Origin of the sequence: Flavobacterium sp. HBTb2-11-1 (assembly GCF_009826975.1) — a bacterium.
Classification (GTDB): Bacteria; Bacteroidota; Bacteroidia; order Flavobacteriales; family Flavobacteriaceae; genus Flavobacterium.
The window spans coordinates 1,117,733-1,143,181 of sequence record NZ_WUMO01000001.1; the positions used below are offsets into that span (position 1 = coordinate 1,117,733).

Here is a 25,449-nt window from a genome sequence, read left to right on the forward strand (position 1 = left end):
TTGCGTCTTCGCGTCTTTGCGAGCAATTTTCATCACTAAGAATTAAACTTCATTCGATGTCTCGGCATATTGATTTCGTGTTCTGACGGATAAGGCGCTCGATGCGTCATGCTGACATCTTCTTTAATCTGATTTTGTGTTTTATATTGATCTTTAGCGTCCATGTAACGCGGATCTGGAATAAAAGGCATTTTTGCCATTTTGATAATCGTAATGGTAGGGAAGTGGTAATCAACCTCAACATTTCCTAACAAAAGATAACAGCCTCCGCCTTGAAAAGGATATTTTTCTAAACTATCAGGAAAATGGGCTGTATCAAAATAAGTGCCTTCGTGATCGATCCAAGTTCCGAAATACATGGTTCCTTTTTTGGTTGGAACGTGTTTTCTGGAAATAAGATAAGCGAGCATTCTAACCTGTTTTTTATGATATTTCACTAAATCTTTTGCCATAATATCTCCGCGGTGTTTGGTTTGTAAAAGATCAAAAACAGTGCATGAAACTGGGAAACTCAAAAGTTCAATTTCATCAAAAGCATCTTCAAAAACAGAGCGTTCCAATGTTGGAAGTTTGTATTCTTTGACAGGCTCCTGTAAAAGTTTTAGATTTCTATTTTCGGGTTTAAAATTGTTTAAAAGCAAACTTGCGCTTATCAAAAGCTGATTTTTTGTTTTTCCTGTAAAACGGAAAGCACCAATGAAGATCAGAACTTTAACACCTTCAATGCCTATTGGAATTCGATTGATGAAATCTTCTAAAGAAAGATATTCGCCATTTTTTCCTCTTTCCGATTCAATTAAATGTGCAATTTTGGATTCCAGACTTTGAATGTGCATAAAACCAAGGTAAATATCAGTGCCGTACAAAGTAGTCTGATATTCGCTTTTATTGACACACGGATTATGAATTGTTCCGCCAGACATTCTCGCTTCGTGCACATAAACTTCGGTTCTATAAAATCCGCCTTGATTGTTGATTACGGCTGTCATAAATTCAACAGGGAAATTCACTTTCAAATACAAACTTTGATAACTCTCAACAGCATAAGAAGCCGAGTGTGCTTTACAGAAAGAATAACCCGCAAAAGATTCAATCTGACGATAAATTTCCTGACTTAATGGTAATGGATGACCTTTTTGAGCACAACTGGCAAAGAAATTATCTTTTACTTTCTGTAAGGCTTCAAGAGATCTTCCTTTTCCAGACATGGCGCGGCGCAGAATATCTCCATCTGGAGCGGGAAGTCCGCCGTAATGCTGAGCAATTTTAATCACATCTTCCTGATATACCATTATCCCATACGTTTCGCCAAGATGCTCTTTGAAGACCTCATGAAAATACTCAAATTGCGTTGGGTTATTATGACGAAAAATATATTCTTTCATCATTCCCGATTGTGCAACGCCGGGACGAATGATAGACGATGCTGCGACGAGAATTTTATAATTGTCACAATTTAAACGACGCAGTAAACCACGCATAGCAGGACTTTCGATATAAAAACAGCCAATTGTATCTCCTTTTGCTAAATAAGAATTGCAAACGGCTTCGTCTTTAGAAAGGGAAGTATCGCGAATATTAACCTTTATACCTCGGTTTTTTTCAATCAGTTTTACACTGTCATCAATATGTCCGATACCACGTTGACTTAGAATATCGAATTTATCAAAACCGATTTCTTCGGCAATATGCATATCAAAAAGTACGATTGGAAAACCTTTTGGAGGCATTTCCAGAGGCGTATAATTCGTAATTGGTTCTTCGGAAATCAAAATTCCACACGCATGCATGCTTCGCTGATTAGGGTATTTACCCATCATTTGTCCATATTCCTGAACCAGTCTTACTATTTTATTGGTTGGATGAAGTTCTTCTGGATTTTTTGCCAGAAGATCTAATTCTTCTTTCGGAAGGCCAAAAACTTTTCCGACTTCTCTAAAAATAGAACGGTATTTGAATTCGACATTAGTGCCGCAAAAAGCAACATGTTCTTTACCATATTTTTTGAATATATACTCTAAAATTACATTACGTTCCTGCCAGCTCCAATCAATATCAAAATCGGGCGGAGTTTTACGGTTTAGGTTTAGAAAACGTTCAAAATATAAATCCAATTCGATAGGACAGATATCTGTAATTCCGAGACAATAGGCTATAATACTGTTGGCACCGCTTCCACGTCCAATATGCATAAAACCTTGACTATTACTGTACTGAATTATATCCCAAGTAATTAGAAAATAACCGCTGAATTCTAATTCGTCAATTACTTTTAATTCTTTTTCTACGCGAGCTTTTGCTTCAATATTTTCGTTCCCGTAACGTTTTTCAAATCCTTCCCAAGCTAATTCGGTCAGTTTTTCTAAATCTTTTTGACGGTTTTCGGTGTAGAATTTTTTATTCTTTTTAGCTGCAAAATCATATTGAAAATCACAATCGTCAATGATGCGTTGCGTATTCGAGATGATTTCAGGATATTTTTCATAAAAAGGCAGAAGAGATTCTACGGGCTTCATCAGATCAGAAGCTTTACAGTAATCAGCTTCTGTAAGTTTCGATAAAATAATATTCGTGTCAATAGCCCGAAGCACTTTATGCAGATTGTATTCTTTTTTAGTTCTAAAAGTTACAGGCTGCAAAATCACCATTTTGGAGATTTTATTTTTATGTTTTGATGTCAGCAGACTTGAAACTTCTTCGGGACGGACTCCAATAAATTCATTTTCAAACAGTGTTTCGGGAGCATTTTCTAAAGTATAAATCACAAAAGACGAGTCAAACTTCGGAGCTCGAAAAGGCAGAGTTTCTCCGCTGAAATTATGATTCGTTAAAAAACGGTTCATTTCTGCCAAGCCTTCTGCATTTTTAGCCAGACCAATATATCGGAATTCATGATTGCATCGAAATTCCATTCCCACCAAAGGTTTAATTTCTTTTTCCTGACAAGCTTTTATAAAATCGTAAATTCCGGTAACAGTGTTAATATCTGTTAATGCCATTGCTTTTATACCGCACGAAACAGCTTCGTCAATCAATTCCTTAAGCGGAATCGTGCCGTAACGCAATGAATGATAAGAATGGCAATTCAGATACATGATTATTTAATACGTTTTAAAATTTCGTCTTTAGTATTCGGTTTAAAATGGGCTCCAGCACAGCGCATTACAGCGTCATAACCGTAACGGTTTTTCATTTTATCCATAGCGGCATAAAGCGCAAGCATTTCCTGAGTATCTTCAAAAAGGTCAATTTGATACGTTCCGCGTACCAATCCGCTAAAGCGAACGCCAATCAAACGCAGACGCATACGACGCTGATACACTTTTTCAAAAAGTTCTATTACGTTTTTGGTCAAAACATGATCGGCAGAGGTATAAGCAACTCGGCATTGTTTGGTTTCGGTATCAAAATTGGCATAACGTATTTTGACCGTAACGGTTGAAGTTAGCCATTGTTCTGATCGAAGCTGAAAAGCTAGTTTTTCGACCATCCCAAGAAGCACTCTTTTGAGTTTGTCAATGTCAATTGTGTCTTGAGAAAAAGTGTGTTCTGTCGAAATAGATTTTCTTTCGCTGTAAGGTTCTACAGGGGTATGATCAATTCCGTTGGCTTTTTTCCAAAGTTCCAAACCATTTTTACCGATCATTTGCTGTAAAACCTCAGCAGGCATTTCGGCCAAAGTCTGGATTTTACGAACGCCAATTCGCGACAAAAGCTGAAAAGTCACTGCTCCAACCATTGGAATTTTCTGAATCGAAAGCGGATTTAAAAAGTCTTGTACTTGTTGTTCTGGAATTTCAAGATTTCCTGTCGGTTTACCTTCTCCAGTAGCAATTTTCGAAACGGTTTTATTAATAGATAACGAAAAACTAATAGGAAGCCCAGTTTCCTTAATTACCTTTTGCGCGAGTTCATTCGTCCATTTATAACTTCCGTGAAATTTATCCATTCCGGTAATATCCATATAAAATTCATCGATGCTGGCCTTTTCTAAAACAGGTGCTTTTTCCTGAAGAATTTCAGTTACATCATGAGATAATTGTGAATACAATTCCATGTCGCCCTTCATCACTTTTGCAGTTGGACAAAGTTTTAAAGCCATACGAATAGGCATGGCAGAACGAACTCCATGAAGACGCGCTTCATACGAACAAGAGGCTACAACACCACGTTCTCCACCGCCTATAATAAGTGGAATTCCGTTGAGTTCAGAGTTTGTTCGTCTTTCACAGGATACAAAAAAGGTATCCAAATCCATATGTACAATTGCCCGTGCCATTTTTTCCTTTTGTTTTTGTATGAAACAAAATTAGTACAGATTAGAACATTTTTAGTATATTTGCTGTTCCAAATTATAACAAATTAATTATGTCCTTATTTTCAGACAACATCAGAGCATTAAGGGTTAAGCATAAAATATCACAAGAAAAATTAGCTGAAAACCTGAGTATTACAAGAGGAAGATACGTGAAATACGAAGATGGAACTTCGGAAGCACCGTATGACATTTTAAAGAAAATTGCATTGTATTTTCATATGAGTATTGACTTGATATTATCTGTCGATATACGTAAAATTGATGTGCAAAATTTGATAAAACTAGAAGGCAACCGACTTATTTTACCGATTCAAGTGGATAGTTTTGGAGAAAATTATATCGAAATTGTATCTCAAAAAGCAAAAGCAGGTTACCTCAACGGATATGCTGATCCAGAGTATATTGAAAGTTTACAGCAGATTACACTTCCGTTTTTAGGCCCTGGAAAACACCGCGGATTTCCCGTTGAAGGCGATTCAATGCCACCACATGAAGATGGCTCCATTATTATTGGCCGTTACGTAGAAAAACTAGGAGAGGTGATGGACGGGAAAACTTATATTCTTATCACTAAAAATGAAGGAATAGTATATAAACGTCTCAATAAAAACAAAAAAAATAGTTTGGTTTTAGAATCTGATAACAGTTTTTATCCCAATTATGAAGTGAAAGCTTCTGAAATTTTGGAGATTTGGGAATACGAATGTAACATTGGCCGTTCGGATAAAAAACAAGAAACTACAGAAACTGGAGCAATGAAGGATTTGCTTTTAGAATTGAAAAGGGAAGTTAGAGAGATTAAGAATAATACTTCGAATGGTTAGTTTATAGCCACAGATTGCACAGATTAAAAGGATTATTTTTTTTCGCCACGAATTACACTAATTTCCACGAATTATATTTGAATAAAAAATTAGTGAAAATTAGTGTAATTCGTAGCGAGTAAATCAAACCATTTTAAAAATACTTTTTAATCTGTGCAATCTGTGGCTATAAAAAACTTTGTGCCTTAGCGCCTTCGTAGCTAAAAAAAAAAAAACTAAAATACCTTCGCAAACCCCAAACCATATTGCTTTCCATTATAAAAAGGCATAATCATAGAAGTGGATTTATTTTCAGAAGATTTAAACAATTTCTTAGTAATATACGGATTGATCCAATAGGCAATTTTTGTACTCAAAATTCCGATTCCAGCTCCTGCCGCAACATCTGTCAGCCAGTGACGGTTGTTGTAAATTCTGAAAAGCCCGGTTCCTGTTGCAACGGCATAACCTGCGATTCCGTACCAAATGGATTTGTCTTTGTATTCTTGCCATAAAAATTCGGCATCCATAAACGCCGTTGCAGTATGTCCAGAAGGGAATGAATTATTCGAACTTCCGTCAGGCCTTTCTTCGTGAACAATAGACTTTAAACTCAAAACCGTTGTGGCCATAATGGCGTATGAAGTCACCAATATGACCGAACGATCGCGCATATTGTTTTTTCCCTTAACACCAAAGGCATTCAAAGCATATACTGACACAGCAGGTGCGTATTGAGAAAAATCATCGATTGTAATTTTTTCGTCAATATCTTCTTTAACTTCTGCTCTTATCTGGCGGTTGAAACTTAAAAGCTGATCGTTTCCAATCCCAATTACACCATACCCAATTAAAACTGACGGAATAATCAATTGTTTGTAATTGAATTTCAAATGATTTGATGTGCTGTCAATTTTTGCAATCGAATCATTTTGTTGTGCACTCGCAGAAAAAAATCCGAATAGAAACACGAAAAAAATTGCTTTGTGGAACATTGTTTTTTAGCTATACTTTGCAATAATAACGAATGGTTGTCTCTGATATTTTGAACTTAATTGAACCTTAAGCGAACTTTAATTTGTTGGTTTTAAATAGGGTAGTTGAATTAAGATTGGCTAAATTTTATTTTGTTCAGATTGATTATTTTAAGTAAAAAAGTCCCAGCGGGACGATATGTTTATAGAAAATTCATAAGGCGCGTTTTTTAAGCCCCAGCGGGGTGAAATATGCCGCTCCGCCTGAGCTTATTATCTACGTGAATCAAATTAGCTATAAATATCTGGCTTCTCCGAAGCTCTTTTAATATTTTTTCTTTTAATAATTCACAATTATTCTAAACCATCAATGTAAACCAAAACGTACTTCCCAACCCTAAATTGCTTTCTACACCAACGCTTCCATTTTGCGCTTCAATAAACTCTTTGCTGATTGCTAATCCCAGTCCCGTTCCAGATTTCTGGCTTCCTGGAACCTGAAAATATTTATCGAAGACTCGGTCTTTATATCGTGTGTCAATTCCTTTTCCGGTATCAATAACCTGAAAAACCATCTGATTGTTTTCTTCTTTTAGTTTGATAAGAATCGTACTTTTTTCAGACGAATATCTAATGGCATTTGATAAATAGTTAATCAAAACCCAGCCTGTTTTTTCGGCATCGGCTTTTACATTTTTAAGGTTTTCATTGGCATCAACAACCAATTGAATCTGTTTTTGATCGGCTTGGACTTTTACGGCTTCAAGGGCATATTTTACAATTTCGTGCGGATTGCTTTTCCCAATATTCAGCTGAATGTTTCCAGTTTCCAATTGTGATAAATTGAGCAATTCGCCTGTAATTTTCAATAAGCGCTGACTGTCATCTTTAATACTTTCAACCAATTGTTTCTGATCGTCGTTCATATCGCCCGTTTTTCCATTTTCAAGCAATTGAAGACTTAGTTTTATAGAAGCAATTGGCGTTTTTAATTCGTGTGAAACAGTGGCAATGAAATTCGTTTTGGCAAAATCCAATTCTTTAAAAAGCGTAATATTTCGCAGAATAATCACATCACCAATATTAATTTCTTTTTCTTCGCCCGTTGGCGTTATCGTGATATTATGAATTTCTTTTTCAAAATAACTTTCCTTTCCGTGAGCAAAAATTTTGAGAGGCTGTTTTTTGGGATTTTCACTTTCTTTTAAAATCAAGGAACGAATCAAATCATTAGAAACCGCTAATTCGGAAGCAGGTTTTCCGATAATATCTTCCGATTTTAGACCGATAATTTTCAGTGCTTCATCATTCACAAACAAAACAATCCCTTCGTTATCCAAACCAATAATAGGATCGTTCATATTATTGATTAACGTTTCCAGTCGTTTCTTCTCAAAAAGAAGTTTATAAACATTGCTGTCATGATATTCTTCGAGTTTTTGCGCCATCGTATTGAAGGATTTCGCCAAATCTCCAAATTCGCTATGACTCGTAAAATGAACACGTTCCGAATAATTTTTATTCGCAATTTCCTTAATGCTCAGCGTTAATTCTCTAATCGGATTCGCAATATTATTAGGCAGATTGACCAATAAGTTAAAAGCAATCAGAAAGCATAAACTTCCCACAATGGCAATCGACAAATTGGCTGTTTCAGATGAATGTTTGGCAATGTCGCTTTTCTGTTTTATGGCATCCAAATTCAGTTTCATAATCGCAAAAATATCTTGACGGATCTGCACTTTTACAGTTTCATTGGCATTATTTTTGGCTAAAAGGGCAAAACTGGCTTTAAGCTTTTCGGTAGCTTGTTTTTCGCCTGGTTCCGTAATATTTTGAGTCTGCTTTTCGAGATTCTCCTCAAAACTCTGAATGGTTTCTTTAGAACCCGATTTCATTTCGTCCAAAGCCAAAATCATATTTCTGGAATATTCCAGCGTATTGTAATTGGATTTCAAAATATTTTCAGTGTCCTGCTTAATCAGAAAAACAGAATAAGCACTCACTAACGAGAGAATGATGATCATTAAAAATAACAACCCAACACCCAGATTTAATTTGGTTTTAATTCTCATATTTTATTTTTTGTGAGATGTAAAATGTGAGATGTAAAATTGTGACAGGAAACAACATTTCACATTTTACAAAAAACATTTTACGATAATATAACAAGGTCGACATTTGATAAAGACAATTTGTTTAGCAAACGCCTGAAAATTGTTGTAGACAAAATTACTTTAAACAAATTAAAATGCGGTTTTCCGATGCACACAGTTGTAATTTGTTTTTCTTCTACCGTTTTCAAGATAGCATCCGTAATATTTGAATTTTCCAATTTAATAACTTCTGCGCCTAATTGTACAGCGAGTTTAAAGTTATTAATTAGATGTCTTTGTTTGTCAAGTGCGATTCTTGTACTGCTTTCTTTAGGAGTTTCGACATACAAAACATACCACGATCCGTTGTAATAACTGGCTAATCGAGCCGCTTTCCTAATAATAATTTTAGCAGTTTTTTCATTGCTGCTAATGCAAGCCAAAAGTTTTTCATGCCGTAAAGCATGCAGATTCGGAACTTCGCTTTCTACTTTTCGAACCACCTGACTTGCCACTTCTTTTAAAGCCAATTCACGCAATTGCAGAATCTGTTCCGATTTAAAAAAATTAGCTAAAGCTGTCGGAATTTTATCTGACGTATAAATTTTTCCTTCTTTTAATCGAGCAATTAAATCCTCTGAAGTCAAATCGATATTTACAACTTCATCTGCCAGACGTAAAACATTATCAGGAATTCGCTCCTGAACATCAATATTCGTAATCCGTTTTACATCTTCGTTTAAACTCTCAATATGCTGAATATTCACAGCTGAAATTACATTAATTCCAGCGTCTAAAATCTCTAGAACATCCTGCCAGCGTTTTTCATTTTTGCTTCCTTCAACATTGGTATGCGCCAATTCATCAACAATAACCACTTCTGGTCTAAGGTTAATGATTGCCTGAACGTCGAGTTCTTCGAGTTCTTTTCCTTTATAAAAAATAGTCCGCCTCGGGATAATCGGAAGCCCAGCCAACAGTTCATGCGTTTCCTTCCGCATGTGCGTTTCGATGTAGCCGATTTTGACATCGATTCCGTTTTTCAATAACGAATGCGCTTCCTGAAGCATACGAAAAGTTTTGCCCACACCGGCACTCATTCCAATGTAGATTTTAAACTTTCCTTTCCGTGATTTCTGAATCAAGTCCAGAAAATGCTGTGCGTTATTTTCGTTTTCCATTTTTAGAGTTTTTGCCACTAAGGCTCTAAGCCACTAAGTTTTTGGTTTCACGCAGATTTATAAAGATTTAAGCAGATATTCGCAGATTTAAATTAAAAATCTAATTAAATCTGCTCTAATCTGTAGAATCTGCGTGAAATAAAATTTTAAATCTTTTTTCTAGAAACTAATAGCTAATGCTGTTGTTACAAACGTATTCGTATCTGTTGGCTGATTATTTTTTGTAAAAATTTCATCTTTACTGGACAAATTTCTCGCTTCAATTCTAAACATAACATTATCAGTAATTAAGTAATCAAAGTTAGCTGAAAATCCGTACGTTTTAAATCCGTTTGGGGTTTCTGTCGCGATGATAACACCTTTTTCGTCACTATAGTATTCTCCTCTTGCTGCCAGCTGAATTTTATCTGTCGGTTTGTATTGCAGAATTACAACAGGAGAGAACCAAACATCATATTTCTCACTTCCTTTAGCCGATTGCTGAGAACCAATATCAAAACCAGTCGTTAAGTTTACTTTTTCAGCCACTTTAAATTGTCCGTAGAAATTATTAAAATAACGCCATTTTTTATCTACATCTGGCTGTTCGTTTCCAACATAAGTACTCCAGTTCAAAATAACCCGATCAGATGGTTTGTAAGTAACCTGCGTTCCAAAAGCCGGTGTTTGATTTCCATCTATTTTCTGAATTCGCTGCCAACTGTTCAAATACATCGCAGCCAAATACCATTTTCCAGAATCAGAAGTATAACCAATTTTTACTCCAGCTTCATAATAAGGCGAATTCTCAGCCAGAATGCTTCGGGTTAAATTGGCGCAATCTTTTCCAATCGCGCTTTCAAAACCAATATGCGAAGGCATAATTCCGGCATCAATCCATAAATCATGTTTTTGCGAAATCTTCACGCCAACATTCGCTTCATAAACATTCTGCAGTAAATCCTGTTCAGCCGACATATTATATTGTGCATAAGTTCCCGCCATCAGTGCCAAATTTGCTCGGACATTTCCCTTAGAATAATTCACTTTTGCCAAACCTAAATTCAGGTTCACTTCATTGCTTCGGTTATAATTATAAAAAAAGCCCGGTTTTGTATGATTCTCCGGTTTTCCGAAATCATAACTATAATAAACGTCTACATATCCAGAAAACGTAAACGGACTTTTAGATTCTTCTTGTGCATGTAAATTGCTAAAACCAAAAGCGATTAAAGCAGTAAGTATTATTTTTTTCATATGTCATTGCGAGGAACGAAGCGATCTCGTCCTCTTAATTTAAATTATTAGTAGATTTTTTAGGAGCTAATCCCGCTATCCGTTTCAATCTTTTGTGTCTCGTTTCTTTAACGAGACACAAAAGGATTTCCACTACTATCGGGGCTATGGCATTTGGGGTAAAAAGGCGTTTTGTATTATAATATTTTCATATCCTAACAGGTTTCCAAAACCTGTTAGGTATTATTGTAGTTTAGTTTTTTCGATTCCAATTTTCTCCCTAGTTTAATGTAAATTCATACCTAACAGGTTTTGGAAACCTGTTAGGAAAAAAAACTTAGAAACTTAGTATCTTAGCGCTTTAGCGCAACGCATCAAGAGCCACATTCAATTCCAAAACATTCACCGTTTCAGGACCAACAGCAGCCGAATTAATTTTAGATTCCACCAAAGCTTTTACTTTAGCTTCAGCTAAATTTCTTTCTTTAGCAATACGTTTTACCTGAATCAAGGCACCTTGCGGAGAAATATTTGGATCTAAACCACTTCCCGAAGCTGTAACCATATCAGCTGGAATATCAGATTTTTTCAAATATGGATGAACTAATAAAAGTGTATCAATTCTTTTTTGAACCAAATCTAGATATTCAGCGTTCCTTGGGCCTTTATTGCTTCCAGCGCTTCCAGCGGCATTGTAGTCAACGGCCGAAGGTCTTCCCCAGAAATAATTCGATTTATCAAACTTTTGTCCGATTTTTTGATAACCAACTACTTTTCCGTTAACCGAAATAGTTTCTCCTTTTCCTTTATTGGGAGCTAGCTGTCCTACCCCGTAAATGGCTAAAGGGTAAATGACGATAAAAAGTAACAACAAGGCTACTGTAAGTTTTATGAGCGAAAATATATTTTTCATTTTTTTTTTGAGGTTCTAAGGTTCTGAGATGCTGAGGTTCTAAGGTTTCTTTTAAGAACTTAGCAATTCAGAACCGATGTTTTTATTTGAGTTTTCTGTAAACCCGACAGGTTTTTAAAACCTGTCGGGTTTAATTTTACATGAATAGCGCAACAATCACGTCAATCAGTTTAATCCCGATGAAAGGAACAATCAAACCGCCTAAACCATAAATCAAAAGATTACGTTTTAAAATGGCACTCGCACCAATCGGACGGTATTCAACACCTCTCAACGCCAGCGGAATCAAAATTGGAATGATAATCGCATTAAAAATAACAGCCGATAAAATAGCACTTTCAGGACTGTGGAGATGCATGATATTTAAACCTTGAAGCGCTGGAATTGCAGTAATAAAAAGTGCAGGAACAATTGCAAAATATTTGGCAACGTCATTAGCAATAGAAAAAGTTGTTAAAGTTCCTCGAGTCATTAAAAGCTGTTTTCCAATTTCGACAATCTCGATTAACTTGGTTGGGTCATTGTCAAGATCGACCATGTTTCCAGCTTCTTTTGCCGCTTGCGTTCCGCTGTTCATGGCAACGCCTACATTCGCTTGGGCAAGGGCAGGAGCATCGTTTGTTCCGTCTCCCATCATGGCAACCAATCTTCCTTCAGCTTGTTCTTTTCGGATATAGTTCATTTTGTCTTCTGGTTTTGCTTCAGCAATAAAATCATCAACACCAGCTTTTTCGGCAATAAACTTAGCCGTAAGCGGATTATCTCCTGTAACCATAACCGTTTTGATTCCCATTCGGCGTAAGCGTTCAAAACGTTCTTTCATTCCGGTTTTGATAATATCCTGTAATTCGATTACACCTTGGATTTCGTTGTTTTTGATTACTACTAAAGGAGTTCCTCCATTAGACGAAATTGAAATTACTTGTTGGGCTGTATCTTCTGGAAAAGAATTTCCAGCTTGTTGTGCAATATTCCTTGCAGCATCTTGTGCACCTTTTCTAATATTAGTTCCGTCTTTTAATACGACTCCAGAAGTTCTGGTTTCAGCAGTAAATTTGATAGTGTGTGCGATGTCAGAAGTCGTTTGTAAAAAGCTGGCTTTCGTTTCACTTTTCACATCAATCATTTCACTTAACTCGAGAATACTTTTCCCTTCTGGCGTATCATCTGCAAGCGAACTCAGCACAGCCGATTTCACAAAGTCATCAAAAGAAATTCCTTTTGTTGGATAAAAATTAGTCGCTTTTCTGTTTCCAATTGTGATGGTTCCTGTTTTATCCAAAAGCAAAACATCAATATCTCCAGCCGTTTCAACCGCTTTACCAGATTTTGTAATGACGTTGGCACGTAAAGCTCTGTCCATTCCCGCAATACCAATCGCAGAAAGCAATCCTCCAATTGTCGTTGGAATCAAACAAACGAACAGTGCAATAAAAGCAGCAATAGTAATAGGAGCATTGGCATAATCGGCAAATGGTTTTAGCGTAACACAGACAATCACGAAGATTAAAGTAAAAGCCGCTAATAAAATCGTTAAAGCAATTTCGTTTGGTGTTTTCTGACGGCTCGCACCTTCAACTAAAGCAATCATTTTGTCCAAAAAGCTTTCGCCAGGTTCAGAAGTTACTTTTACTTTAATTTTATCAGACAATACTTTTGTCCCTCCAGTTACCGAAGATTTATCTCCGCCGGCTTCACGAATTACTGGAGCACTTTCTCCCGTAATGGCACTTTCGTCGATTGTAGCTAGCCCTTCAATAATTTCTCCGTCAGCAGCAATTAAATCACCCGCTTCGCAAATAAAAATATCATCTTTTTTTAATGTCGAAGAACTTACATTTTTGATTTCTCCGTTTGGGAGAATTTGTCTGGCAGGAGTTTCTTCTCGAGTTTTTCTTAAACTGTCAGCTTGTGCTTTTCCTCGAGCTTCAGCAATCGCTTCAGCGAAATTGGCAAACAAAAGCGTTGCAAATAAGATTAGAAAAACAATGAAATTGTAAACAAAACTGCCCTGATCGTTAGCGCCCATTAAGATCGAAACGCAAACGGCAAACATAATCGCAGTTCCGATTTCTACGGTAAACATTACCGGATTTTTTACCATCATTTTTGGATTCAGCTTCACAAAAGACTGCAATAAAGCTTCTTTTACCTGTTTGCTTTCAAATAATGATGTGGATTTATTAGTTGTCATTTTTCTTTGTGTAAAATGTTAGATGTAAAATGTGAAATTTCTTACTTTTGTAAAATGTTATTTATTAAATATGAAACCACATAAAAAATTGAATTCTTGGATTAAAAGTTTTGAATTCGTTAAAGAAATTTATTTAGTTACAAGAAAATTTCCTGCTGAAGAAAAATTCGGAATTACTTCGCAAATTCGGAGAGCTTCAGTTTCTGTACCTCTTAATATTGCAGAAGGAGCTGCAAGAAAAGGAACAAAAGAATTTATCCATTTTTTACATATTTCACTAGGTTCTTTATCAGAACTCGATACTTTAATTTTACTTAGTAAAGAGCTGGATTTTTTCAATGAACAAGAATGTAAACAGTTAATTGAAAAACTAGATGTCATAGGAAAACTCATTTATGGATTAATTAAAAACCTTGAAACACGGATATGATTTGTTTTTGTGAGATGTGAAATGTGAGTTGTAAAATGTTATTTTAGTCAATACTTTTCACATTTTACTTTTCACAAATCACATTTTACATTCCAAAATATTCTGCCAATGGACCTAAAGCCAAAGCTGGGAAGAAAGATAAAGCAGCGATAATTGCGATTACAGCGAAAATCATTATTCCAAAAATTGAAGTATCGGTTTTTAAAGTTCCTGCACTTTCTGGAATGTATTTTTTATTGGCTAATAAACCTGCAATTGCCAAAGGCCCGATGATTGGAATGAAACGACTCAACAATAAAACAATTCCAGTTGTGATATTCCAAAACGGATTATTATCTCCTAAACCTTCAAAACCAGAACCATTGTTGGCAGCACTCGAAGTATATTCATATAACATTTCAGAAAACCCGTGATTACCAGGATTATTTAACCAGCCTGTGGCATTTCCGCTGAACCAATAGCCCATTGCAGTATCATTCGCAGCAAAATAAGACGCTAAAGCCGTTCCTGCTAAAATCAATAAGGGGTGAAGAATAGCAATAAAAGCAGCAATTTTGACTTCGCGGGCCTCAATTTTCTTTCCTAAGAATTCAGGAGTACGGCCGACCATTAAACCAGAAATAAATACGGCTAGAATAATAAAGATGTAAAAGTTGAGGTAACCGACACCGCATCCGCCATAAAAAGCATTGACCATCATAGCCAATAATTGCATAGCTCCAGAGACTGGCATTGCACTATCGTGCATACTGTTTACAGATCCTGTAGAAATCACTGTAGTTGCAATACTCCAGAAACCTGAAATTGCTGGGCCAAACCGAACCTCTTTCCCTTCCATAGCTCCTGTTGTCTGTGCGATTCCCATTTTTGCGATAGCAGGATTTCCGTTGATTTCGCTTGAGATTGTCGGAATTACAAGAAGTAAAAATCCAATAGTCATGACACCAAAAATGATGTAGGAGAATTTTCTTTTGTTAAGGAAAAAACCAAGTGCAAAAATCATCGCAAACGGAACAATCATTTGTGCCCAAAGCTCAACAGCGTTTGTAAAATAAGTCGGATTTTCTAACGGATGAGCCGAGTTTGCTCCGAAGAATCCACCACCGTTTGTACCGATATGTTTAATAGCAATAAAAGCTGCGGCTGGTCCTCGTGATACTTCAACGTGATCGCCTTGTAAAGTGGTTATGGCATCTTTCCCTTCAAAAGTCATTGGAGTTCCGCTGAAAACCAAAGCGATAGCAACGATTGCTGAAAGAGGCAATAAAATACGAGTACAGCTTTTTACGAAATAATTGTAGAAATTACCCAGTTGGTCTGTAGTTCTTTCTTTCATTGCAGTAAAAACCATTGCAGCAGCAGCGATTCCGACACCAGCCGAAACGAATTGTAAAAACATCAGTACCATTTGCGATAAGTACGAAACGCCAGTCTCACCAGAATAATGCTGCAAATTGCAGTTTACAACAAATGAAATAGCAGTATTAAATGCCAAATCAGGCGACATTGACGGGTTATTATCGGGATTCAGCGGTAATGAACCCTGAAAAAGTAAAACAAAAAAGCAAAGAAAGAACCAAACCATATTGATGCTCAAAAGTGCTTTTAAGTGCTGTTTCCAGTTCATTTCTACGGTTGGGTTAATGCCGCTGATTTTAAAAATAAATTTTTCAATTGGATTGAAAATCGGGTCAAGAAGCGTTTTATTTCCAGTAAAAACTTTAGCAATATATTTCCCTACCGGAATAGCTAAAATAATGGTTAGGAGAAAAATACCTATGACACCTAGTATTTCTGTGTTCATATTTTATTTGTTAGAAATTATTTAATTTTTGTATTATTATAAAAACAGAATCAGTACAATAAAGGCTAATGTCCAGACAGCGCATGCATACAGTAGAGATGTCTTTTTATTTTTATAATTCGACTTTTTCATTTTTAAAATTTTTCGGGTTTGATTAATACATAAACCAAATACACGAAAACGGCGATTGAAATAATAAATAGTGCAGTCATGATTTAGATTTTTTCAAAGAATTCAACTGACAGAAAACAAATCGCAAACAGTAAAACTGCCAAAGCGAGAAGGAGGAATGTGACCATGATTATTTTAGAATTAAGATTTTAGATTTTTTCGATTAAACAATTAAACAGTTAGCCGATTAAACTTTTTAAACTCCCGAAGCATTTACTTGTTTGATATATTCTGCTTTAAGTGTCTGTGGAAAAAGATGTGAAATATTGCAGTGACGCATTTCCATAAAAGATGAAACCGAAAAAACATACACGTTAGAAATAGCATTTTTAGTCTCTATGCTTCCGTTTATAAATAACCGTTCAGCAAGCGCTAGGCATTTTTTAGCCCGAACGATATTACCGCAGATAATATTTTTTTTAGTAATCTCAGCAAAACGTTCTGCTTGTTTGTAGATTGAGGTAACTTGATTTTTCATTTGGAATGAATTTTTTAATGTTCTTCCTCTTTATGCCAAAAGATGTTCCGAAAAAGTCAAGTGATGTCTAAAGTGTTGTAAACAAAAGAAATGTAGTTTTGTGCCAAAAAATAGGCATAAAAAAAGCCTATCATTTTGATAAGCTTTTCTCGTTTTGATATGTTATTTAAACTTCTCCGAAGCTTTAATTGGATTTGAAATTTGTCGTTGATATTGATGTTGCAGTTGGAATTTGGAATTTGAAAATTTGGAGTTTATTCTATTGAATCCCATATTCTTCTAACTTCCTATACAAAGTCGCAATGCCAATTTCCAACAATCTAGCTGTTTCCGCCTTATTACCTTTTGTATAATTTAAAACCTTTTGAATATGCAATTTCTCAACACTCTGCATGGAGAAAGCCGACATTGGTTTCGAATTATTTTCCATTTGATGTTGCATTTCGTAAGGCAGAACATCTGCAGTCAAAGTATCGCCACTGCTTAAAATAACCGATCTCTCGATGACGTTTTTCAGTTCACGGATATTCCCTGGCCAAGAATAATTTTCCAATTTTTGTAAAAATTCATCTGCAATCTGTAATGCTTTTTTATTCGTTTTTTCCGAAAATTGCTTCACATAATAATTCGCCAATAGCGGAATATCCTTAATCCTTTCTCGTAAAGAAGGCAATTTTATTTCGAAAATATTCAAACGGAAATACAAATCAGAGCGGAAACGATGTTCGTCGCTTTCTACTTTTAAATCACGGTTTGTAGCCGCAATTAATCTGAAATTTGATTTTTTTGGAGTCGTATCTCCAACGGGAATATATTCGGAAGTTTCCAAAACACGCAATAATTTCGCCTGAAGATCAATTGGCATTTCACCAATTTCATCCAGAAATAAAGTGCCGCCGTTTGCTTCTTCAATAAAACCTTTTTTATCTTTTACAGCTCCCGTAAAAGCACCTTGTTTATGCCCGAAAAGTTCGCTTTCTAAAATTTCCTTTGTAAAAGTACTGCAGTTTAATGCCACAAAAGACTTTCCTGCGCGGTTGCTGTTTTCATGAATCGCTTGAGCAAAAACTTCCTTCCCTGTTCCAGTTTCGCCAGTCAATAAAACAGTCGAATCGGTTTTGGCTACTTTTTGGGCAAGATCAATAACCTGTTCGATTCCTTTTGATTTACCAATTATGGTATTAAAAGAATATTTATCGTTGATTCGTTTTTCAAGCTGTTGGACTTTTTTCTGCAAATGCACTTTTTCGACGGCTTTATACAGAAGCGGAATAATTTTATCGTTATCGTCGCCTTTTACAATATAATCGAAAGCGCCATTTTTCATTGCCTGAACGCCATCTGGAATATTTCCAAAAGCCGTTAGCAAAATAACTTCTGCCAAAGGAAAACTGCTTTTTATGTTTTGCACAAAATCAACCCCGTTTCCGTCAGGAAGTTTTACATCGCACAAAACGACATCAATTTCGGTTTGTTCCAGTTTTTTAAAACCCGATTTTAAATCTTTGGCTTCAAAAACTTCAAACCCTTCCGATTTTATAATTCGCGCGAGCAGACTTCTTAGTTTTTCTTCGTCGTCTATAATTAAAATTTTGTGTGTCATTTTGCAGATAAGCTAAACCGAATTGGTATTTGATTTACAAATTTAGGTTTAAAATCGGTTTGCTTTTTTGATTGAGGAAAAATTATTTATATAACATATAATTTCAAGAATTCATTTCAAAAGAAAAATCCTTTTTAATCCTTTTAATCTGTGGCGGGAAAAAATAAACACATAGAAACAAAGATTTTTCTATTTTCAAAAGGCGTTTCACTTGCATTAATACACATAGCAATCTATGTGTTAGAAATGAGTTTCTTTTGGTTTCTTCGAGGTAAAGTAAAATCTATGTTTCTATGTGTTTAAAAAATTAGGTGTAACGAGAAATCTTTAATCAATCTCTTTCTCGTTGTCCTTTATAAAAGTGTCAATATTCATTAAATAAGGATCAATTACAATTCGTTGAGGTTTGGTTTTGATTTTTATTTCGCCTTCAATTGTATTGTTTTTAATTGGAAAAGTATAGCAAGATAGCTTTCCGTTTTCATCATAAATTCCAATGACAACTGTTGAATCGTTGACAATTTGTTTGCGAACTCCTGTTGCATTTTCGAGATATTTTTTAGAATCTGCTTTAAAAGAAACTTCATAAAAACCATTCTTTTTCACACTTTCAACTTCAGAAATTTTAGAAGAATAGGTAATAATTTTTTTAAACATTTCATCCAATTTAGGTTGAAGTTTAGAATCTGTAACCAAATAAATCTCTTTCAATAAATCTTCAGAATCAGGAATTGGATTTGGATATTTATAATGACTCAGGAAATTATGCAAAGCCAGATTTACTTTTTCTTCACCAATTAAAATTCTTAGCTGATGCATAATGAGCATTCCTTTGTCGTAAGGTAAATGTGGCGTTTCGTAATTTGTTTTATATAAAGGAGTTTCGGGTTCGTAACTTCGGCTGCTCAAATACAAATCGAGATGAATTTTTAGTGTTTCCAAAGCTTTTTCCAAACCATGTTCTTTTTCATATAACATTAGCTCAGTGTATTGAGCAAGAGTTTCGGTCAAAATCCAGCTCCCTTCTTTTTGTTCGGGACTGATTTGTGAATTTCCCCACCATTCATGCGACAGTTCGTGAGCCGTCAACTGATTGATGACATCTTCTTTATCACGATTATTCAAGTTGCTGTAAAACCCGAAATTCTCTTTCATAAAAACCGTCGACGGATATGAAGTTGCGGCAAATCCATCCGCGAAAGCAGAAACTTCGGCATATCGAATGGTTTTGTACGGATATTTCCCAAAGTTGTTTTGGCAGTAATCTAAAGTGTTTTTTAGATCTTGAATCAGTTTTGTAACATTTCGAGAATGTCTTTTATCAAAATAAACTTCAATTGAAATGCCTTTATAATTTGTTTTTTGAATTTGATATTCAGCAGAAGAAAAAGCAAATCGAAACGGAATCTTTCCATTAGATTTATAATGAAAATAATTGCGATTGTCTTTTTTCCAATTTCCAATTAAATCTCCAATTCCAATTGCCGTTTGATTTTTTGAAGTCGAAACTACAACATCAAAATCAATAAAATCATTTACAGTTTTTGATTTCTCTTCAAGCTTTTTAAGTGGTGTCTGCGGTTTTAAATGTCGTTTCGTACGTTCTTTTTCACTGCTGATTTCATTAGAATCCTGATAACCAAAAGTTGGAAAATAACGGCTTATTCGCATAAACGAACCATTTTCAATAATCGAATTAAAAGCAGTATGCCCTTTAAATGGTGACCAAGCTGAGGTAAAAGCAAAACTCACTTTCATTTTTTGTTGAGGTAACAAAGGCTTTTCCAATCGGTACCAATAATGTTGAAATCGAGAAACATCGTCCAGATTTTTAGCATTTTCAATTGCAACAGAAATCAGTTTTGAATTTCGATCTATATATAGGAGTAAACTATCAATTGGTTTTTCAGCATTATTGACTAATTCATAAGTGCCTTTTACTTCATAACGATTTTCTTCGGGAAACAAATCTACTTTACTTTTTACCGCAATAATCGTAGGCTGAGCAAGATTTGTGTATTTTTTAAACTGCTTTTCGTATTGTTCGCTCCAATTATTCTGATCTTCTTTAGTCAAATATGGATATTCAATATTCGTTTTATAAAAAAGAAAATCTCCAAAACCAATGAAAAGAATGCTCCCAAGAACAAAAGTTGTTTTTTGAATAGTATTGAATGAATTTCTGCGAATGGTTTTTATAATCGAAGCATTGGGTTTCCACAAAATTCCAGTCAAAGTCAGCAGCATCAAAGCCAGACCAAAATTGTACAACATCAAAACATGAAACGGAAAAGTATAACTTCCAAAACCATTCAAATCAAAATATTCTCTTTTAAAAGAATCTCCAAGTCGCAATAACGGATGCGAAATTCCCAATTGTTCTCCAATTCCGGTACAAAACAAAAGCACAACAAAAAAGGAAATTGCCAATCCTAAATATTTGTTTTTAATGAAAGTCTGAATGGCAATTATTAAAATTGAAATCAAAAACAATGGAAATCCAATATAATAAAATAGCGAAAAGTAAAGTCCAACTTCAATCGGTGCATTTGCTTTTGTGATTTGAAAACCAATTCCAATCAAAATGCTAATACCAATTAAGATAAGCGGAATCATAAAAAGCGCTGTCAATTTTGAAATCAAAACTATAAATTGAGAATATGGCGCTGTATTTTCCAGCATTTCAAATCTTGAATTTTCGCTTCGATTCAATAGTTCGCTGCTGTAAAAAAGAAGAACTAGAATTAAAATAAAAGGAAGACGATCCATAATGGTAGAAATCATCAAAGCCGTATTGGTAATATTTTCTGCTAATCTGATTCCACCATCAATTTCATCTGCAATCTCGACCATTAATATTCCCGAAAATAAAATCGCAATTAGAAAAAAAGGAATCCCTTTTAAAACCAAATAAATATCCATTTTCAAATTGCTTTTAAAAACAGCCCAATTATGTTTTGAGGTTTTAAATTGCTGTTTTGGAATTAAAGCAGAAAATACTTTTGCCTCTTTTGTATTGATTTTAATCGATTTTACCCTTTTAGTTTTTGTTTTTCGAAATGAAAACAATTTATAGGAAACAAAAATCAGAAGAAAAGAAATGCAAATCCAGACTATACGATTGAATAAAAAGTTGCCTGAAAGCGAAATCAATTGCGTATTTTTTTCAATTGCTGTCCAATATCTGGTTTGTTCCAAAAATGCAGCCAAGCCAAACGGATCTATTTTTGCAGCCAAAGACATTGCTTTCGCGGAAGACGGAGAAGCATTTGCAAATAAAGGCGAATTGGAAAAAATTGAACCCGCTATATATAATAGGTAGATGGATAAGCCGCCAACATAAATAAAAAGCTTGCTTCGCGTAAGCCAAGCCAGCGTTGCAAGAATCGAAAGGCATAATAAAATATTAGGTATAACGATTACGAAATAAGGCCAGAAGTAATTTAGAATTTCAAAAGGACCAATTGCGCTTTTCGGAATCCATGACATTTGATGTCCGATAATCATCCCGATAATAAACATTCCAAAAGAAGAAATCGCAATTATGAAAGTCGTAATAAATTTGCTTCCTAAAAAATGAAATTTGGAAATAGGAGTAGAGAAGAGGATTGCATCAAATTTGGTTTCGTATTCTTTTAAAAATTGCTGTGCGACTTGAAGTGTGATCGAAAAAATTGTCATCAGCGATAGCAAACCAATCGCATAAGTCAAGGTAAATGGACTATTTTTATAAGCGCCCGAAAAAGAAAAGTTTGCAAAAGCACTCACAAGGAAGCCAAGAATAAGATATATGATATAGGTAGCATAAAAAGTCCAGTTTCTGGTATTGTTATGCCATTCAAATTGAATTAATTTCGAAAGCATAACGTTATTTTTTAAGTTGATTTTGAGATAATATATTAAAGTAAACGTCGCTCAAATCGGGAGAAGTCAATTCAAAACCAGAATCGGGCTGTTGATCAGAGAAAACATGAATGTTGATTTTTCCTGAATTCAAGTGCGAAGAAATAATATTAAAATGTTCCTGATGCTCTTTCAGTTCATTTTTATGAATGGCTTTCGCCCAGATTTTGCCTTTCAAAGAATCAACCTCTTCGTTTGGATTTCCTTCCAAAAGCAATTTTCCGTTAGCAATAATCGCCATTTTGGTGCACAAGTCGCGAACATCTTCTACAATATGTGTAGACAAAACCACAATAATGCTTTCGCCAATTTCGCTTAAAAGATTATTGAAACGATTTCTTTCCTCAGGATCAAGTCCCGCAGTCGGTTCATCGACAATAATAATTTTTGGATTTCCTAACAATGCCTGAGCAATTCCAAAACGCTGGCGCATGCCGCCAGAAAAAGAATGAACCGCTTTGTCTTTGTGCTGTAGTAAATTGGTTTGCTGCAGTAAATACAATATCTGTTCATGTCGTTCTTTTGTATTGAAAATTCCCTTCAAAATTGCCAAATGATCTAATAAACGATAAGCGGAAATCTTTGGATAAACGCCAAATTCCTGTGGAAGATATCCCAGATTCTCCCTTATAAACATCGGATTTTCGAGAATGTTGATTCCGTTAAATTCGATAATTCCCGAAGTTGGTTCTTGCAAAGCAGCAATGGTTCGCATTAAAGTCGATTTTCCAGCGCCGTTCGGACCTAATAAACCAAACATTCCGTTTGTAATGTCAAGCGATAAATGGTCGATCGCCTGCGTGCCGTTCTCATACGTTTTGCTGAGATTTTTGATTGATAAACTGTTCATTTTTTGATTGATTTTTGATGATGATATAAATGATGATATAAATGATGATATAAATGATGATATAAATGATGATATAAATGATGATATAAATGATGATTTGAAATTTTTAGGCAATAAGAGTCCTGTCGGCCTCAAAAAGCCGATTTTTAGGTTCAGAAAATTTGATTTAAAAGAAAACTACTCGCTTACATATTCTAAAATATCACCAGGCTGGCAGTCTAGGATTTTGCAAATAGCTTCGAGAGTATCAAATCGAATACCTTTTGCTTTTCCAGTTTTTAGAATAGATAAATTAGCAGGTGTTATATCTAATTTCTCTGCCAATTCTTTACTCTGCATCTTGCGTTTGGCAAGCATTACATCAATATTTACAATTATTGGCATAGCTATATAAATAAGTCTTGTTCGTTTTGAAGGTTTAAACCTTGTTTAAAAATGGCAGCTAAAAAATAAGCAAAAGCGCCAAGCATTCCGTGCAATATGATAAAAAGTGCCACTTCATTATCTAAAGGAACAAAGAAGAAAGCAAAAAATATAACAATACTGGGAATGAATAAATTGGATAAATAAAAGCGTTTTAAGTGCAAAACTCCATTTTGAGTAAATAATTTTGGCTGAAAGAAAACTTTAAAAACATTACTGCTCAATAAAAAGAAAAGTCCATAAAGACTCAACGGAGCCAGAAAGTCAAAAAGAATATACGGCAGATTATAATCTCCAAGCATGACAGGATGCGAGGTAAAAGGATAACAAACCTGAAAATATTTGCCATTATCTTTAAAAGTCAAAAACAGACCCGTTGTTAATGCAAAAACCGAATAAGCAGCCAGAAAAAAGTAGATAGCTGATAAAATTCGGGTGAAATAAAATAATATTCTCGAAACAATGTGAGTGGTTTTCATACACATAAAATTAAATTTGATATTGCAAATGTATAATTAATTATTGTAAAACAATAATTAATTATTAAAAATTAGACATTTTGAACTATTGGAGAATATTATAATTCTATTAACATTAGAAAACAAAAGGCATTCGTATAAATGGCTTAATTTTGCATTTTAGCCTTAATTTATATGAAAAACCCAATTTCAGTCTCAATATTAGAGCTTGCGATTATCACCCAAGATAGTAATGCAAGAGAAACATTTCAAAAAACAAAAGATATAGCCCAATTAGCAGATAAACTCGGATACAAGAGAATCTGGCTGGCAGAACACCATAATATGGCACACGTTGCCAGTACAGCAACGGTAGTTTTGATTGGTTATGTGGCAAGTCAAACCGAAAATATCCGTGTAGGCTCTGGCGGAATCATGCTTCCGAATCATTCTCCTTTAGTAGTGGCAGAACAATTTGGAACTTTAGAAACGCTTTATCCTAACCGAATCGATTTAGGTTTAGGAAGAGCGCCAGGAACAGATCAGCCAACTGCAGAAGCGATTCGAAAAGACTTTTTTGAGCAAGCACAGCGATTTCCACAGAATGTAAGCAAACTCCAAGAATATTTTTCATCCGAAAATGCAACAGGAAAAGTTCGTGCATTCCCAGCCGAAGGGCTAAATGTCCCAATCTGGATTTTAGGATCAAGCATGGATAGTGCGGCTCTGGCGGCTGCTTATGGATTGCCTTATGCTTTCGCTGGACACTTTGCGCCAAAGTTGATGATTCAAGCATTTGAGTTTTATAGAGAAAATTTCCAGCCATCAGAGTATCTAGATAAACCAAAAACAATGGCGTGTGTAAATATCATTGCTGCTGATACAAATGAAGAAGCAGAATTGCTTTCAACAAGTTTGTATCAAATGTTCCTGAACTTAATTAGAAACGACCGCAAAGGGTTACAGCCGCCAGTTCAGTCCTTAGACGATATAATGAACGAAGCAGAACGTTTCCATGTAAATCAAATGACAGCGGGAACCTTCACAGGAAACAAAGAACAGCTAGTAACCGATTTGAGAAAGTTTATCGACTATGCCCGAATCGACGAGCTAATGGTAACAAGTCCAATCTTTGATCATAAAGCAAAACTAAAAAGTATCGAAATCACTAAGGAAGTAATAGACGATTTAAATCAATAATACATATTATATTATATAATATAGCTTTCTACTCTATTATATATAAGAGTATTTTTATTTTTAACCCGTCAGGTTTCTAAAACCTGACGGGTTTTGTTTTGTTATGTATATATAAGTAGGGTTTGCCCAGGTTGAGCGGAAAGCCTTTTGGAATTCTAAAATTATATTTTGACAATAATTAGGAGCTTCCGCTGCTATCGGGGCTAGAAATCCAGTTTTCGGAAGAAGCTTTTCAGATAAATATTGTTCCAAAACCAGAATAAAAGAGAGAAGATCGGCTCTAAAGATTGAAAAATCCGCAGAAACGACCATCTAAACCATGGGCAAAATAATAAAAAACGCGCCAAAGGAAGAAAAACCGCACAGGAGATGAAAAATATTTGATCTGTAAATATGCTGTTGCCAGCGAGTTAGGAAAAAGATCGAAAAAAGATT

At 35.1% G+C, this 25,449-nt stretch carries 19 protein-coding genes; 3 read left to right on the forward strand and 16 right to left on the reverse strand.

Annotated features, from left to right (window positions below; all coding sequences use genetic code 11):
• Positions 1-35: 35 nt before the first annotated feature.
• Positions 36-3,095 (reverse strand): DNA polymerase III subunit alpha, encoded by a 3,060-nt coding sequence (locus GR162_RS04965; protein ID WP_160781197.1) that lies wholly within the window; start codon positions 3,093-3,095, stop codon positions 36-38.
• 2 nt (positions 3,096-3,097) lie between these two features.
• Positions 3,098-4,279 carry a DNA polymerase IV gene (gene dinB, locus GR162_RS04970; protein WP_160781198.1) on the reverse strand — a complete coding sequence of 394 codons (1,182 nt, stop codon included), beginning with the start codon at positions 4,277-4,279 and terminating at the stop codon, positions 3,098-3,100.
• An 89-nt stretch (positions 4,280-4,368) separates the two neighbouring features.
• Between dinB and GR162_RS04975 the strand changes: the two genes are divergently transcribed.
• Entirely contained in the window at positions 4,369-5,142 is a 774-nt protein-coding gene (locus GR162_RS04975) for a LexA family transcriptional regulator (protein ID WP_160781199.1), read from the forward strand.
• Between the two features lie 215 nt (positions 5,143-5,357).
• Here the strand turns inward: GR162_RS04975 and GR162_RS04980 are convergent, their stop codons facing one another.
• From GR162_RS04980 to kdpB, 6 genes are all read right to left on the reverse strand, one after another.
• On the reverse strand, positions 5,358-6,116 hold the full coding sequence (locus tag GR162_RS04980) for a phosphatase PAP2 family protein (protein WP_160781200.1): 759 nt from the start codon (positions 6,114-6,116) through the stop codon (positions 5,358-5,360).
• Positions 6,117-6,454: 338 nt separating this feature from the next.
• Positions 6,455-8,170, reverse strand: a complete 1,716-nt coding sequence (locus GR162_RS04985; protein WP_160781201.1) for an ATP-binding protein — start codon at positions 8,168-8,170, stop codon at positions 6,455-6,457.
• An 80-nt stretch (positions 8,171-8,250) separates the two neighbouring features.
• Complete coding sequence (locus tag GR162_RS04990) at positions 8,251-9,372, reverse strand: sensor protein KdpD (protein WP_160781202.1); 1,122 nt, start codon at positions 9,370-9,372, stop codon at positions 8,251-8,253.
• Between the two features lie 159 nt (positions 9,373-9,531).
• A complete protein-coding gene (locus GR162_RS04995) occupies positions 9,532-10,608 on the reverse strand; it encodes a porin (RefSeq protein ID WP_160781203.1) in 1,077 nt (358 codons plus the stop codon).
• 340 nt (positions 10,609-10,948) lie between these two features.
• Positions 10,949-11,500, reverse strand: coding sequence for a K(+)-transporting ATPase subunit C (locus GR162_RS05000; RefSeq protein ID WP_160781204.1), 552 nt, complete (start codon positions 11,498-11,500; stop codon positions 10,949-10,951).
• Positions 11,501-11,636: 136 nt separating this feature from the next.
• Entirely contained in the window at positions 11,637-13,694 is a 2,058-nt protein-coding gene (kdpB, locus tag GR162_RS05005) for a potassium-transporting ATPase subunit KdpB (protein ID WP_160781205.1), read from the reverse strand.
• Positions 13,695-13,764: 70 nt separating this feature from the next.
• Here kdpB and GR162_RS05010 point away from each other — a divergent pair, with 70 nt between their 5' ends.
• Positions 13,765-14,124 (forward strand): four helix bundle protein, encoded by a 360-nt coding sequence (locus GR162_RS05010; RefSeq protein ID WP_160781206.1) that lies wholly within the window; start codon positions 13,765-13,767, stop codon positions 14,122-14,124.
• Positions 14,125-14,209: 85 nt separating this feature from the next.
• Here GR162_RS05010 and kdpA read toward each other — a convergent pair whose 3' ends face one another.
• The 8 genes from kdpA to GR162_RS05050 all read right to left on the reverse strand — a co-directional run bounded on the left by kdpA (position 14,210) and on the right by GR162_RS05050 (position 23,835).
• On the reverse strand, positions 14,210-15,928 hold the full coding sequence (kdpA, locus tag GR162_RS05015; RefSeq protein ID WP_160781207.1) for a potassium-transporting ATPase subunit KdpA: 1,719 nt from the start codon (positions 15,926-15,928) through the stop codon (positions 14,210-14,212).
• Positions 15,929-16,062: 134 nt separating this feature from the next.
• On the reverse strand, positions 16,063-16,140 hold the full coding sequence (kdpF, locus tag GR162_RS05020) for a K(+)-transporting ATPase subunit F (RefSeq protein WP_081909388.1): 78 nt from the start codon (positions 16,138-16,140) through the stop codon (positions 16,063-16,065).
• 155 nt (positions 16,141-16,295) lie between these two features.
• Positions 16,296-16,577 (reverse strand): hypothetical protein, encoded by a 282-nt coding sequence (locus tag GR162_RS05025; protein ID WP_008466868.1) that lies wholly within the window; start codon positions 16,575-16,577, stop codon positions 16,296-16,298.
• A gap of 259 nt (positions 16,578-16,836) precedes the next feature.
• Positions 16,837-18,180, reverse strand: coding sequence for a sigma-54 dependent transcriptional regulator (locus tag GR162_RS05030; RefSeq protein ID WP_160781208.1), 1,344 nt, complete (start codon positions 18,178-18,180; stop codon positions 16,837-16,839).
• 327 nt (positions 18,181-18,507) lie between these two features.
• Complete coding sequence (locus GR162_RS05035) at positions 18,508-22,044, reverse strand: M1 family aminopeptidase (protein WP_160781209.1); 3,537 nt, start codon at positions 22,042-22,044, stop codon at positions 18,508-18,510.
• Positions 22,045-22,048: 4 nt separating this feature from the next.
• Positions 22,049-22,933 (reverse strand): ABC transporter ATP-binding protein, encoded by an 885-nt coding sequence (locus tag GR162_RS05040; protein WP_160781210.1) that lies wholly within the window; start codon positions 22,931-22,933, stop codon positions 22,049-22,051.
• Positions 22,934-23,110: 177 nt separating this feature from the next.
• Positions 23,111-23,317 (reverse strand): helix-turn-helix transcriptional regulator, encoded by a 207-nt coding sequence (locus GR162_RS05045; protein ID WP_144215125.1) that lies wholly within the window; start codon positions 23,315-23,317, stop codon positions 23,111-23,113.
• Positions 23,318-23,319: 2 nt separating this feature from the next.
• Positions 23,320-23,835: a DUF2975 domain-containing protein gene (locus GR162_RS05050; RefSeq protein WP_160781211.1), complete on the reverse strand. Its 516-nt coding sequence runs from the start codon at positions 23,833-23,835 to the stop codon at positions 23,320-23,322.
• 174 nt (positions 23,836-24,009) lie between these two features.
• Here GR162_RS05050 and GR162_RS05055 point away from each other — a divergent pair, with 174 nt between their 5' ends.
• Positions 24,010-25,014, forward strand: a complete 1,005-nt coding sequence (locus GR162_RS05055; RefSeq protein WP_160781212.1) for an LLM class flavin-dependent oxidoreductase — start codon at positions 24,010-24,012, stop codon at positions 25,012-25,014.
• Positions 25,015-25,449 lie beyond the last annotated feature (435 nt).

Excerpts from the sequence above, each read along its gene's own strand:
- GR162_RS05025 (WP_008466868.1), bottom strand. The coding sequence starts at position 16,577 with ATGAAAAATCAAGTTACCTCAATCTACAAACAAGCAGAACGTTTTGCT.
- kdpF (WP_081909388.1), bottom strand. The coding sequence starts at position 16,140 with ATGACTGCACTATTTATTATTTCAATCGCCGTTTTCGTGTATTTGGTT.
- GR162_RS05045 (WP_144215125.1), bottom strand. The coding sequence starts at position 23,317 with ATGCCAATAATTGTAAATATTGATGTAATGCTTGCCAAACGCAAGATG.
- GR162_RS04990 (WP_160781202.1), bottom strand. The coding sequence starts at position 9,372 with ATGGAAAACGAAAATAACGCACAGCATTTTCTGGACTTGATTCAGAAA.
- GR162_RS05040 (WP_160781210.1), bottom strand. The coding sequence starts at position 22,933 with ATGAACAGTTTATCAATCAAAAATCTCAGCAAAACGTATGAGAACGGC.
- GR162_RS04985 (WP_160781201.1), bottom strand. The coding sequence starts at position 8,170 with ATGAGAATTAAAACCAAATTAAATCTGGGTGTTGGGTTGTTATTTTTA.
- dinB (WP_160781198.1), bottom strand. The coding sequence starts at position 4,279 with ATGGCACGGGCAATTGTACATATGGATTTGGATACCTTTTTTGTATCC.
- GR162_RS04995 (WP_160781203.1), bottom strand. The coding sequence starts at position 10,608 with ATGAAAAAAATAATACTTACTGCTTTAATCGCTTTTGGTTTTAGCAAT.
- kdpA (WP_160781207.1), bottom strand. The coding sequence starts at position 15,928 with ATGAACACAGAAATACTAGGTGTCATAGGTATTTTTCTCCTAACCATT.
- GR162_RS04975 (WP_160781199.1), top strand. The coding sequence starts at position 4,369 with ATGTCCTTATTTTCAGACAACATCAGAGCATTAAGGGTTAAGCATAAA.
- GR162_RS04965 (WP_160781197.1), bottom strand. The coding sequence starts at position 3,095 with ATGTATCTGAATTGCCATTCTTATCATTCATTGCGTTACGGCACGATT.
- GR162_RS05035 (WP_160781209.1), bottom strand. The coding sequence starts at position 22,044 with ATGCTTTCGAAATTAATTCAATTTGAATGGCATAACAATACCAGAAAC.
- GR162_RS04980 (WP_160781200.1), bottom strand. The coding sequence starts at position 6,116 with ATGTTCCACAAAGCAATTTTTTTCGTGTTTCTATTCGGATTTTTTTCT.
- GR162_RS05030 (WP_160781208.1), bottom strand. The coding sequence starts at position 18,180 with ATGACACACAAAATTTTAATTATAGACGACGAAGAAAAACTAAGAAGT.
- kdpB (WP_160781205.1), bottom strand. The coding sequence starts at position 13,694 with ATGACAACTAATAAATCCACATCATTATTTGAAAGCAAACAGGTAAAA.
- GR162_RS05055 (WP_160781212.1), top strand. The coding sequence starts at position 24,010 with ATGAAAAACCCAATTTCAGTCTCAATATTAGAGCTTGCGATTATCACC.
- GR162_RS05010 (WP_160781206.1), top strand. The coding sequence starts at position 13,765 with ATGAAACCACATAAAAAATTGAATTCTTGGATTAAAAGTTTTGAATTC.
- GR162_RS05050 (WP_160781211.1), bottom strand. The coding sequence starts at position 23,835 with ATGAAAACCACTCACATTGTTTCGAGAATATTATTTTATTTCACCCGA.
- GR162_RS05000 (WP_160781204.1), bottom strand. The coding sequence starts at position 11,500 with ATGAAAAATATATTTTCGCTCATAAAACTTACAGTAGCCTTGTTGTTA.